General features: G+C 29.3%; 11 protein-coding genes and 1 other annotated feature. All 11 genes read right to left on the minus strand.

The window, feature by feature from the left end; translation table 11 throughout:
• Positions 1–6: 6 nt before the first annotated feature.
• Positions 7–2,652, minus strand: coding sequence for an alanine--tRNA ligase (alaS, locus tag ABCP60_RS10735; protein ID WP_092924602.1), 2,646 nt, complete (start codon positions 2,650–2,652; stop codon positions 7–9).
• 65 nt (positions 2,653–2,717) lie between these two features.
• Positions 2,718–2,934, minus strand: a binding site (T-box leader).
• A gap of 133 nt (positions 2,935–3,067) precedes the next feature.
• Positions 3,068–4,159, minus strand: a complete 1,092-nt coding sequence (gene mnmA, locus ABCP60_RS10740; protein ID WP_343101742.1) for a tRNA 2-thiouridine(34) synthase MnmA — start codon at positions 4,157–4,159, stop codon at positions 3,068–3,070.
• Between the two features lie 158 nt (positions 4,160–4,317).
• Complete coding sequence (nifU, locus tag ABCP60_RS10745; RefSeq protein WP_195928527.1) at positions 4,318–4,773, minus strand: Fe-S cluster assembly scaffold protein NifU; 456 nt, start codon at positions 4,771–4,773, stop codon at positions 4,318–4,320.
• 43 nt (positions 4,774–4,816) lie between these two features.
• Positions 4,817–6,010, minus strand: a complete 1,194-nt coding sequence (gene nifS, locus ABCP60_RS10750; RefSeq protein WP_343101743.1) for a cysteine desulfurase NifS — start codon at positions 6,008–6,010, stop codon at positions 4,817–4,819.
• Positions 6,011–6,027: 17 nt separating this feature from the next.
• Positions 6,028–6,474 carry an Rrf2 family transcriptional regulator gene (locus tag ABCP60_RS10755; RefSeq protein ID WP_092924594.1) on the minus strand — a complete coding sequence of 149 codons (447 nt, stop codon included), beginning with the start codon at positions 6,472–6,474 and terminating at the stop codon, positions 6,028–6,030.
• Between the two features lie 245 nt (positions 6,475–6,719).
• Positions 6,720–7,253 (minus strand): VanZ family protein, encoded by a 534-nt coding sequence (locus tag ABCP60_RS10760; RefSeq protein WP_166505819.1) that lies wholly within the window; start codon positions 7,251–7,253, stop codon positions 6,720–6,722.
• Between the two features lie 174 nt (positions 7,254–7,427).
• Positions 7,428–8,198 (minus strand): GNAT family N-acetyltransferase, encoded by a 771-nt coding sequence (locus ABCP60_RS10765; RefSeq protein ID WP_166505820.1) that lies wholly within the window; start codon positions 8,196–8,198, stop codon positions 7,428–7,430.
• A 115-nt stretch (positions 8,199–8,313) separates the two neighbouring features.
• A complete protein-coding gene (locus ABCP60_RS10770; protein ID WP_343101744.1) occupies positions 8,314–9,588 on the minus strand; it encodes a replication-associated recombination protein A in 1,275 nt (424 codons plus the stop codon).
• A 65-nt stretch (positions 9,589–9,653) separates the two neighbouring features.
• Positions 9,654–10,439: a GTP-sensing pleiotropic transcriptional regulator CodY gene (codY, locus tag ABCP60_RS10775; protein ID WP_343101745.1), complete on the minus strand. Its 786-nt coding sequence runs from the start codon at positions 10,437–10,439 to the stop codon at positions 9,654–9,656.
• Between the two features lie 139 nt (positions 10,440–10,578).
• Positions 10,579–12,687, minus strand: coding sequence for a type I DNA topoisomerase (gene topA, locus ABCP60_RS10780; RefSeq protein ID WP_092924553.1), 2,109 nt, complete (start codon positions 12,685–12,687; stop codon positions 10,579–10,581).
• A 28-nt stretch (positions 12,688–12,715) separates the two neighbouring features.
• Positions 12,716–13,360 (minus strand): DNA-processing protein DprA (locus ABCP60_RS10785; protein WP_343101746.1); only part of this gene is annotated, 645 nt, incomplete at its 5' end.

Consider the following 13,360-nt stretch of genomic DNA (forward strand, 5'->3'; position numbering starts at 1 on the left):
TTAAAATTATTTTATTTGAGATTTTACAACTTCACTAGCTCCATTTAATACTTCTTCTACTTTTTCTACATCTGGTGCACCAGCTTGAGCCATATTAGGTCTTCCTCCACCTTTTCCACCAGCTATAGCTGCTATAGATTTAACTATATTTCCAGAGTGTATTCCTTTATCTACTGCATCCTTAGTAGCAGTTACAACAAGATTTAACTTATCATCAGCTACATTTGCTAAAACAACAACTCCACTTTGTAATTTGTCTCTTAAGTTATCTGCTACTTCTTTTAAAGTATTCATATCCATTCCTTCGAATTTAGCAGTAACTAAGTTAACTCCATTTACATCAACCTTTGAATCAAGTACTGATTCTATTGATTGTAAACTCATCTTAGTTTTAACATCGTGTAATTCTTTAGCTAAGTTTTTGTTTTCTTCTAATAAAGCTACTACTCTTGTAGTTAAGCTATCTTCTTTAGTTTTTAAGCTTGAACAAACATTAGCTATTACATCTTCTTTTCCATTTAAGTAGTTGTAAACTGCCTTACCTGTTATAGCTTCTATTCTTCTAACTCCTGCAGCTACTCCACCTTCAGATAATATCTTAAACATTCCTATTTGAGAAGTGTTAGTTAAGTGAGTTCCTCCACAAAGTTCTATAGAATAATCTCCCATAGAAACAACTCTTACTTCATCACCATATTTTTCTCCAAATAAAGCCATAGCACCTTTATTTTTAGCATCTGTTATACTCATATTTTCACAAGTTATATCTAAAGCATCAAATATTATATCATTTACTTTTTCTTCTATAACTTTTATTTCCTCTTTAGTTATAGCTTCAAAATGAGTTACGTCAAATCTTAATCTATCTTCTGTAACTAAAGAACCTGCTTGATTAACATGTTCTCCTAATACTTCTTTTAATACTTTATGAAGTATGTGAGTAGCACTATGGTTTCTAGCACAAGCCATTCTTCTTTCTTTATCTACTTTAGCAAATAAAGTTTCTCCTACATTTATTTTACCACTTCTTACAACAACTATGTGTTTTATAGTATTGTTTGGACCTTTTTTAGTATCAACAACATCTATTACGATATCTTCATTTTTATTAACTAAAGTACCTTTATCTCCTGCTTGACCTCCACCTTCTGGATAGAAAGTAGTTTTATCAAGTACTATTATAGCTTCATCACCTGCTTCAACACTTTCAACTATTTCATTATCCTTAACTATTGCCTTAACAGTAGCTTCTTCATTTAAGTTGTTATATCCTTCAAATGATGTGCATATAGACTTATCTAATTGAGATACTGCATCTTTTTCCCAAGCTACAGAGTCCATATTTCCTCTAGCATCTCTTGCTGCTTGTCTTTGCTTTTCCATTTCAGCATGGAATCCTTCTTCATCTATAGTCATATGTTCTTCTTCTAATATTTCTCTAGTTAAGTCAACAGGGAATCCATAAGTATCATACAGTTTAAATGCATTTTCTCCACTTAATACTGTCTTTTCTTCTTTTCTTAAATCTTCCATATAAGAAGCTAATATTTCTATACCTTTATCTATAGTTTCATTAAACTTTTCTTCTTCTATTCTTATAACTTTTTGTACATAGTCTCTCTTTTCAACTAGCTCTGGGTAAGCTTCTCCACTTACTTTTATAACTTCGTCAACTAATTTATATAAGAATGATTCCTTCATTCCAAGTAATTTTCCATTACGAGCAGCTCTTCTAAGTAATCTTCTAAGAACGTATCCTCTTCCTTCATTTGATGGAAGTACACCATCTGATACTAAGAAACTAACACTTCTTATATGGTCAGTTATTATTCTTATAGATTTATCATTCTTAGCATCTTTTCCATAAGTTGTATTAGTTATTTTTTCAACAGAGTTTAATATATGCTTTATAGTATCAACTTCAAATATAGTGTCAACACCTTGCATTATACAAGCCATTCTTTCAAGACCCATACCTGTATCTATGTTTTTATGCTCAAGTGGGTTGTAGTTTCCATCTTCATCTTTGTTAAATTGAGAGAATACGTGATTCCAGAATTCTAAGTATCTATCACAATCACATCCTGGCTTACAATCTGGATTGTCACATCCATATTCAGGACCTCTATCAAAATGTATTTCTGAACAAGGACCACAAGCACCAGTTCCTATTTCCCAGAAGTTATCTTCTTTACCAAGTCTAACTATTCTTTCTTTAGGTATACCTATTTCTTTTTCCCATATTTCGTAAGCTTCATCATCTTCTAAGTATACACTTACCCATATTTTATCTTGAGGTATGTTTAAATGTTCTGTAACAAATTCCCATCCCCACTTTAATGTTTCATGCTTAAAGTAATCTCCGAAAGAGAAGTTACCTAGCATTTCAAATAATGTAGCATGTCTAGCTGTAACACCTACATTTTCTATATCACCTGTTCTTATACATTTTTGACAAGTTGACATTCTCTTGCTTGGTGGTACTTCAGCACCTGTAAAGTAGTTTTTAAGCGGTGCCATACCTGCATTTATTAATAATAAACTTTTGTCATTTTGTGGAACTAGTGAATAACTTGGTTGCACTAAATGACCTTTAGATTCAAAGAAGTTTAAAAATTTACTTCTTATTTCATTTAATCCCATTGATTGCATTATTTTTTCCTCCTTAATTATGTATTACAAATTTGCATATAAAAAAGCTCGCCACTATAACATAGTATAGGGGCGAGCTTATTCTCGCGGTACCACCCTACTTACTGAATATTCAGTATCTTCGGAAAACCTTAAGTTATAACGGAACTACCGTCGACTCATACTATTATTTCAAAATCGATACTCAAAGACTGCTTCAATTAATCTATCATAAGAACTCTCACCAATATTCTCTCTCTGTAAAGCTTCAATTAATTTACTATTTCTTTTCACTGTATTTAATATATTTGTTTTATTACATTATATTACTAAATTATGTTGAAATAATCAATAGTATTTTGCTACACATATAAATTTATATTCATATTGTTTCACAAATACTTGTAATTTTATCTTAGTTATTAATAAAATAGCTTTATAAAGCTAAGTCTATGATTCCTCCGCCAACTACAACATCACCGTTGTACATAACAACTGATTGACCTTTAGTTATAGCCCTTTGTGGCTCATCAAATACTATCTTTATAGCATCTTCTCCGTGCTTGTATACAGTAGCTGGTGATGGCTTAGCTGAATATCTAATTTTAGCTTCAACTCTTATAGGTTCGTCTTCTTTTACACCATCTATTGATATAAAGTTTACATCTTTAGCTATTAATACTTTATTAAATATATCTTCATTATCTCCAAGTACAACTGTATTTCTAACAGGGTCTATATCAACAACAAACATAGGCTTACCAAGCGCTATTCCTAGACCTTTTCTTTGACCTATAGTATAGTTTATTATACCTTTGTGTTTTCCTAATACATTTCCTTTAGTATCTACAAAGAATCCTTCTTCAATTCTTTTTTTAGAATGTTTTTTAACATATCCAGCATAATCATTATCTTTGACAAAGCATATTTCTTGACTATCTGGCTTATTATGAACATCCATGCCCATTTCTTTTGCTATTTCTCTAACTCTATCCTTTTCATAATCTCCTATTGGAAGTAAAGTATGTTCTAACTGCTCTTGAGTTAAGTTGTATAAAGCATAAGTTTGGTCTTTTTTATCTGTAACAGATTTTTTAAGTAAAAATCTTCCGCTTTCTTCATCTTTTTCTATTTTTGCATAATGTCCTGTAGCTACATAATCACATCCTATTTGACGAGCTTTTCTAAAGAAGTCATCAAATTTTATGTGCTTATTACAAGATATACAAGGATTAGGGGTTCTTCCATTTAAATATTCGTCTATAAATGGTTCTATAACTTTTTCCTTAAATACATCACTAAAGTTTAATACATAAAAAGGTATACCTATCTTATCAGCAACTTGTCTCGCATCTTCAACAGCTGCTAATGAACAACATCCACCTTCATTTTCTATAAGTTCATTATCATCATCTTGCCATAATTTCATAGTAACACCTATTACATCATATCCTTGCTCTTTTAAAAGATACGCTGCAACAGAGCTGTCTACTCCACCACTCATACCGATCATAACTCTTTTTTTCATAACGTCACCTTCTTTTGTTAATTACATTTATCTTACTATTATATATATTTTTATAACTTTTTAAAAGGATAATAGCATAATTTTTCAATATATAAAATATAATATCCCTTTTAAGTATTAACTTAAAAGGGATATTATATCATCTATTACTTAATAAATTACATTTCTTCCTCTTCTATATCATGGTGATGATCATGATCATCATCTATAACAACACCATCTAATTCTGGTATGTGTATATTGTGCTTTTTAGAATAATCTATTAAAGCTGATTTTATAGCTTGTTCAGCAAGTACTGAGCAGTGCATTTTAACTGGTGGTAAACCATCTAAAGCTTCAGCAACAGCTTTGTTTGTTACTGCTAATGCCTCATTTATAGTTTTACCTTTTACCATTTCTGTAGCCATTGATGAACTAGCTATTGCTGATCCACATCCAAAAGTTTTAAATTTAACGTCTTTTATAACTTTTGTATCTTCATCTATATCAAGATATATTCTCATTATATCTCCACATTTAGCGTTTCCTACTTCGCCTATTCCACTAGCATTTTCTATTTCTCCTATATTTCTTGGATTCATGAAATGATCCATAACTTTTTCACTATATTGCATGATGTTATCCTCCTTTAATTTTATATATTAAATCTTCCCGATATTATTTGTCTTTGTTTTCTTTTATAAATTTGTCATATAGAGGTGACATACTTCTTAATCTCTCTATAACTGTTGGTAATTGTTCTATTATATAATCTATGTCTTCTTCAGTTGTAAAGTCTCCTATAGATAATCTTAAAGAACCATGTGCTATTTCATGAGGTAATCCTATAGCCATTAAAACATGTGATGGATCTAATGAACCTGATGTACATGCAGAACCACTTGATGCAGCTATACCTAACATGTCTAGCATTAATAGTATTCCTTCTCCTTCTATAAATTCAAATGAGAAGTTAACATTTCCTGGTAATCTATGTTCCATACTTCCGTTAACTCTTGTGTATGGTATATTTTCAAGTATTCCATCTATTAATCTTTTTCTTAATGCAGTAAGTCTTTCTATATGGTTATCCATATTTTCTTTAGCCATTTCTGCTGCTTTTCCATATCCAACTATTGCAGGTATATTTTCAGTACCAGCTCTTCTTCTTCTTTCTTGTGCTCCACCGTGTACAAATGAATGTAACTTTGTTCCAGTTTTGATGTATAAAGCACCTATTCCTTTAGGTCCATATATCTTGTGAGAAGACATACTCATTAAGTCTATATTTAATTCTTTAACATCTATATTAATATTTCCAGCTGCTTGAACTGCATCTGTGTGGAATATTATATTATTTTTTTTAGCTATTTCACCTATTTCTTTTATAGGTTGTATAGTTCCTATTTCGTTATTTGCAAACATTATAGTTATTAATATTGTAGTGTCTTTTATAGCTTTTTCTAATTCATCTAATTTAATTCTACCTTCAGCATCAACATCTAGGTAAGTTACTTCAAATCCATGATATTTTTCTAAGTATTCGCATACATGAAGTATACCATGGTGTTCTATTTTAGATGTTATTATGTGGTTTCCTTTATGTTTATTAGAGAAAGCAACTCCTTCTATTGCCCAGTTATCACTTTCTGTTCCACCAGCTGTAAAGTATATTTCATTTGGTTTTGCATTTATAAGGTTTGCTACTTGCCCTCTAGCTTTATCTAATGCAGCTTTTGCTTCTCTTCCGAATGTATGAAAACTAGATGCATTCCCGAAATAATCTGTTAAATAAGGCATCATTTCATCTAGTACTTCTTTTTTAACAGGTGTTGTAGCTGAATAATCCATATATAATCTTCTTTTTTCCATTTTGTATTCGCTCCAATCTACTTTAATAAATTTGTTATATCACAGTCTAATTTGTTTTTGTTGTAATCATCTATCATGTCTTGAAGGTTTATAGCATTTATTACATCCTCTATTCCCTTCTTTAATTTTTCCCAAACGACTTTTGTAACGCATATATTTGAATTTTCACAAATATCCTCATCTATAACACAATCTGAAATTGATATAGGTCCTTCTAGCACTACTAAAATATCCCCTACTTTTATTTCTTCAGGTTTTTTAGCTAGCAAATATCCACCTTGTGCACCTCTTACACTTTTAACAAGTCCAGATTTCTTAAGTGATGAAAATATCTGCTCTAAATATTGTTCTGATATATTTTGTTTTTTAGCTATATATTTTAATGGAACTGGTCCATTCTCTTCATTTAGAGATAATTCAAACATAGCTTTAAGCCCATATCTACCTTTAGTTGATAGTTTCATATATTATCACCCTTTACTCAATTACAATTCATAGTAATTTACTAGGTTTTATCTTCAATATTATTTTATTATATCCTAGTAATTTTGTCAACATTAAATTCATACTAATTTACTAGGTTTTATTTTTTCACATTCACTAATTAAAATGCTTTATTTATACTATATATATACCACCTTTTTTATAGCGTAAACATATTATTTTTTTAATTTTTCTAAATATTTTTTATAAGTAAAAAAGACCGTATTTAAACAGTCTCTTTATAATTACTTTTTTTGAATAGGAAATTAAAAAATCCTCTTATTCCATTAAACATAACTATTATTACAACCAGTATTATTATTCCAGTAATAGCTCCACTTGAATCTATAAATACATCCTTTATACTTCCAACTCTTCCAGCTACTGATAGTTGTCTCATTTCATCGTAATAAGCATATAAAGCACTTATTATAAATGCTAGTGTAGCTGATATAAATACTCTTTTAGTAAATACATAAAGCATTAAACATAAAGAAATGCCAATACATGCATATATACTGAAATGAGCTAATTTTCTAACTATATAACTTTTGCTTCCATATCTTTTCAAAACATTAAATACTTTATCTTTTATACTTATTAACTTACTATCTTTTAGAGTAACCTCTTGTCTTACTTCATCAACTATTTTAACAACTTTATCTGATTGTATTTTAGATACATTACCTTCTTGGCTTGAAAAATAATACATAGTTCCCATTGCTAAAATAACTAATACTAAGCAAATTATTTTTTTCATGGTAGTATCACCTCTTTTATATTTAATGATTATACATTATATAATTATACAAGTCCAATTTTTACAAAAAATATATCCTATAATACTCACTAAATAATAAAGTTTTTTCTTAAACTTTAGTCATGTCTATATTGTTTGAATATAAAATAGGGTATCTCCCAATAAGAGGACACCCTAAGCATAATAAATACTCCATTTTCCTATTTCTTTAAATCCTAATTTTCTATATATCTTTCCTGCTTCTTCATTATCATAAAATAAACACGGAATTTTTCCTTCTTCTAATAATTCTCTGCATAACTTGCTTATACATACAGTTGCATAACCTTTATTTCTGTAATTTGGATGAGTCCCTACACCAACTATAAGTCCATATTTTTGGCTTTCTAATGTACTCTTTGCCATAGCAACAACTTGTTTATCACATGGTATATAATAACCCCTTCCAGTTTTTAGAAGATTTTTTATGTTTTCTACTGTAGTGTTTTCAAATTCTTCTATAACTTCATATAATTTTACCACTTTACCTATATTACCAAATCTAATCTTTTTTACATTTGAACTTCTCATTGTATTTTCTAAATTTTTGGTTGTAAGTAACTTACAAAAACTAACTATTCTTTTTCTATTGATATTTAAATTATTTTCAAATTTTTCTAAACATGCTGTTTTACCACTTATTTCAGTATAATCTAATTTGTCTATAAAGTTAGAAAATCTCTTTACATTAAATTTAGAATGAGAATAAAATGTTAAAAAATCTAAATATTTAACTAATACTCCTTCTATATTGCCACTTCTATCTATATCTGCCCATACACTAAAAAAACTATTATCATATCCAAATCTTTCAATATCCCCAACTATAAATAAATTAAATTCAGGTTCCTTGCTTAAATAATCAACTACCTTCTTATGATATTTTTCATCTATTTTCAAAATCATATACTTCCCCCTGATATAAAAATCAATATATATATGAAAACTACCCTTATAATATTTTTATTATCAATAGTGGTTTTTATGATAATTTTATAATTGTTAATATATCTCCTTCTTATTAACCTTTATTTTTTAAATTTTCCCAATAAGCTTTAAAAGCCATCTCATTTTTATTTTTACCTGGATTGTAATATTTTTTATCTTTTATAAGTTCTGGCATGTATTGCTGACTTACATAATTATTTTCATAATTATGAGGGTATTTATAGTCTATACCTCTACCTAGATTTTTAGCACCACTATAGTGTGCATCTTTTAAGTGGACTGGTATATCTCCAACTTCTATATTATCTAAATCATATATAGCTGATTGTATAGCAGCGTATGTAGAATTAGACTTAGGACAATTTGCTAGATATATTGTAGCTTGTGCTAAAGGCAATTGTGCTTCTGGAAACCCTAGTTGATTTGCTGCGTTGACACAAGCCTCAACTATAGTTATAGCTTGGGGTACAGCTAGTCCTACATCTTCACATGCAATACACAAAAGCCTCCTAGTTATACTATTTAAGTCTCCTGCCTTTATAAGCCTTGCTAGATAATGTATAGATGCATCTATATCAGAACCTCTTATAGACTTATGAAATGCAGACAATATTGAGTAGCTATCATCTCCTTTATTGTCATAATTAAGTATCTTAACAGAAGAACATTCTATTGTATTATCTAGAGTTATGTTAATTTCATCAGAATTACTATCAATGCTAACATTAAATACAAGTTCTAATTTGTTTAAAGCACTTCTCATATCACCATTGCAAGTTTCTGCTATATATCTTATAGCCTTTTCTTCAACTTTTATTGTTTTGCTTTTATAGAGATTTCTTAATTTTTCTATTGAATTCATAAGGCCTATAAATATATCTTGTGAATTTATTTGTTTAAACTCAAATACTGAACATCTACTAAGTATTGCTTTATATATAGCAAAGTATGGGTTATCTGCTGTACTTGCTATTAAAGTTACTGATCCTTCCTCTATAACTTCTAGTAATGATTGTTGTTGTTTTTTATTTAGAGCTTGTATCTCATCTAACATTAAAATTATACCATTATAAGAAAATAGGTCTCTTTTAGTGGCCTCTATTACTTCTTTTATTTCTTTGATACCGCAGTTTACAGCATTTAGTTTTATATACTTTTTTCCTGTTGCGTTTGCTATTATGTTTGCTAAGGTAGTTTTACCTGTTCCTGGAGGGCCATATAAAATCATATTTGGTATAGTTTTATTTTGTATTAATTTATTTAATATTTTCCCTTTTCCTATTATGTGAGATTGCCCCACCATATCATCTATACTTTGAGGTCTAAATCTATCTGCTAACGGTTGCATATTACCTCCTAATATACTTGTATTAAATAAAGGTACCTATAAACATTTATAGATACCTTTTATTATTAGTAATTTGATTTTAATTTCTTTAATTCTTCCATAAGCTTGTCATTAAGTATTTTTATATGTGTCCCCTTCATACCTAACGATCTAGATTCTATTACTCCAGCACTTTCAAATTTTCTAAGTGCATTTACTATAACTGATCTTGTTATACCAACTCTATCAGCTATTTTACTAGCTACTAATAAACCTTCTTTGCCATCTAATTCTTCAAATATATGCTCTACAGCTTCAAGTTCTGAATAAGATAAAGTGCCTATAGCCATTTGTACTACCGCTTTCTTTCTCATTTCAACTTCTAATTCTTCACCTATAGCTCTTAATATTTCAAGACCTACAACTGTTGCACTATACTCTGCTATAACTAGATCATCATCATTAAACTCTTTATCATACCTCGATATAAGTAGTGTACCTAATCTTTGTCCACTTCCTAATATAGGAACTATTGTATTATATTTTTGTGCTCTTTCTGCTTCTAGAGGGAAGAACTCTAATAATTTTTCTCCTGTTAAGTTCTCTAATGTATCAGATACTTTTAGCATATTTTTAGTATACTCTTCTGGGAATTTTTTTTGTCTTGTCCCCTCTTCTTCTACTACCGAACTATCTTTTTCATCATTTAGGAATAAGCCTAATACTTTACCTTTAGAGCTTAGTATGTATATATTTGCACTTAACACCTCACCTAATGCTCCAGCTAATAAGTCAAAAGAAACATTACTGCCACCACTTGTTTGTAACGTTTTATTTATCCTTCTAGTTTTTTGTAATACTTCACTCGCCATTATAATTCATCTCCTCATGAAAATCAGCCTTTTCAGCTTTTCCCTATTCATCTATCTAAATTTTTATTCTTAATACGCATTATGCAATAGAATATTATCACAAAATCAAACCTTTTTCAATATAATAGGCCTTATTTTTCTAATTTTCGCTATTTTCATTCACTGGTTTTATATTATCGTTTTCTTTATTATTTAAATTCTTACAATCTTTATTAGAACATACAACTTTAGTTTCACCCTTTGTGACCTTTTCTACCATATATGACCCACATTCTGAACATAATTCTCCTGTTGGTTTATTCCATGCTACAAAGTCACACTCTGGATACCTAGAACAACCATAAAATGCTTTCCCTCTTTTAGATTTTCTAAGAATGATATCTCCTTCATGACACTTAGGACATTTTACGCCTATTTTATTAACTAGTGGTTTTGTCGTTTTACATTCCGGATAGTTTTTACATGCTATAAACTTTCCAAATCTACCGTATTTTATAAACATCTTTTCTCCACAGTTTTCACATACTTCATCTGTTTCCTCATCCATGTTTATTTTTTCTATACTTTCTTTAGCTATTTCTATAGCTTCTTTTAGTGGTTCATATGATTCTCTAACTACATCTTTCCACTTCATATGACCTTCTTCTATTTCATCTAGCTTACTCTCCATTTGAGCAGTAAAATCAGCATCTATAAACTTTTGGAAGTTTTTTTCTAGTATATCTGTGACTATTATCCCTAATTCTGTAGGATGTAAACTTGTACCTTGTTTTTCAACATATTCTCTATTTAGTATAGTTGCTATAGTAGGCGCATATGTACTTGGTCTACCTATACCTAACTCTTCTAGAGTCTTTACTAAACTTGCCTCTGTAAATCTAGCAGGTGGCTGAGTAAAGTGTTGAGTTGGTATTATATCTTCTATATCTAATATGTCACCTTCATTTATAGTTGGTAATATTTTATCTTCTCTGTCAGTAAAATTATATATTTTTGTATATCCATCAAATTTTAATTTTGATCCTGTAGCTTTAAATATATAATCATCTATCTTACACTCTACATTTAATATATCAAATACAGAGTCTTCCATTTGACTTGCAACAAATCTTCTCCATATTAAGTTATATAACTTAAATTGATCTTTAGTAAGATATTCTTTTATACTATTTGGAGTCTTTTCTACATATGTAGGTCTTATAGCTTCATGTGCATCCTGAACTTTTTTACTTTCTTTTTTATCTTTCTTGTCTTCTACATTTTTATAGTAGTTTTCTCCTATTTCACCTAGGATATAATCCTTAGCCTTTTCTTTAGCTTCTTCTGATATTCTCTTAGAATCTGTTCTTATATATGATATAAGACCGACAGTTTCTTTTTCTATATCTATACCTTCATACAACTCTTGTGCTATACTCATAGTTTTTTTAGTTGTAAAAGATAGTTTATTTGCAGCTTCTTGTTGAAGCATACTAGTAGTAAATGGCTTTGGCGCTGATTTTCTTCTACTCTTAGATTCTATTGATACTACATTCAATTTCTTACCTTTTATATCATCTAAGATGTTATTTATCATCTCTTCATTTTCAATTTCTATCTTCTCATTTTTCTTTGAATGAAATTTTAAATTAATATCTTCATTTTTTTCTGTTTTTGCATTTAGCTCTAATGTCCAATATTCTTTTGGTATAAATGCATTTATTTCTTTTTCTCTGTCGCATATTAATTTTGTCGTTACTGATTGAACTCTACCTGCACTAAGACCTTTTCTTATTTTTTGCCAAAGTATTGGGCTTATTTGATAACCCAAAAGCCTATCTAAAACCCTTCTAGCTTGTTGTGCATCTACTAGACTTAAGTCAATATTTCTAGGACTCTTTATAGCTTTTTTTATTGCATCTTTAGTTATCTCATTAAATTCTATTCTACACTGTTCATTTTCATCTAGATTTAATATATGAGCTAAATGCCAAGATATAGCTTCACCCTCTCTATCAGGGTCGGTTGCTAAATATACTTTCTTAGATTTTTTAGCTTCCTTTTTAAGTTCCTTTATTACGTCGCCTTTTCCTCTTATATTTATATATTGAGGATCAAAGTCATTTTCTATATCTACACCTAATTTACTTTTAGGTAAATCTCTTACATGACCGACCGAAGCTTTTACTGTATAATGGCTCTTCCCTAAAAATTTCTCTATCGTTTTAGCTTTAGCAGGCGACTCAACGATGACTAATGTTTTGGCCATAACCACACACCCCCACTTTTTATGTTATTTATGAATTTAAAATATATCTATTATTATTAATCTGTACTAAAATATCTCTTAATACTAATTCATTTAAAATTATGTTTACATATTTTATATCCATTCTAGTATTATCACAAATTTCATCTATATGCAAGGTTCCTTTATTTTTTATAGTATCTATTATAATACGAGATTTCTTATCTAAATTAATATTATCATACTTTTTTAAATTTTCTTGATTTTTATTATTAATAATTTTATATTCTTCTAAAATATCTTCTATACTGCATACCAACTTTGCACCTTCTTTAATTATTTTATGGCATCCTTCACTCATGGCAGAATGTATACTTCCTGGTATAGAAAATACTTCCCTTCCTTGTTCTAATGCAAAATCTGCAGTTATTAGTGCTCCACTTTTTATGGCAGCTTCAACCACTATAACTCCATCACTTATTCCACTTATAATTCTATTTCGCTGTACATAATTACTTGGATAGACTTTAGAATCTATACCATATTCAGATATTATAAGTCCATCATTTTCTAGTATTTCTTTACTCAAATATAAATTTTTTCTTGGTAAAATATTATCCACAGATGAACCTATTACAGCAACCGTTTTTCCACCACCTTTTATACAGCCCATATGCGAGTATGAGTCTATACC

Source organism: Romboutsia sp. MSSM.1001216sp_RTP31141st1_G3_RTP31141_220114, assembly GCF_039031195.1.
GTDB lineage: Bacteria > Bacillota > Clostridia > Peptostreptococcales > Peptostreptococcaceae > Romboutsia_C > Romboutsia_C hominis.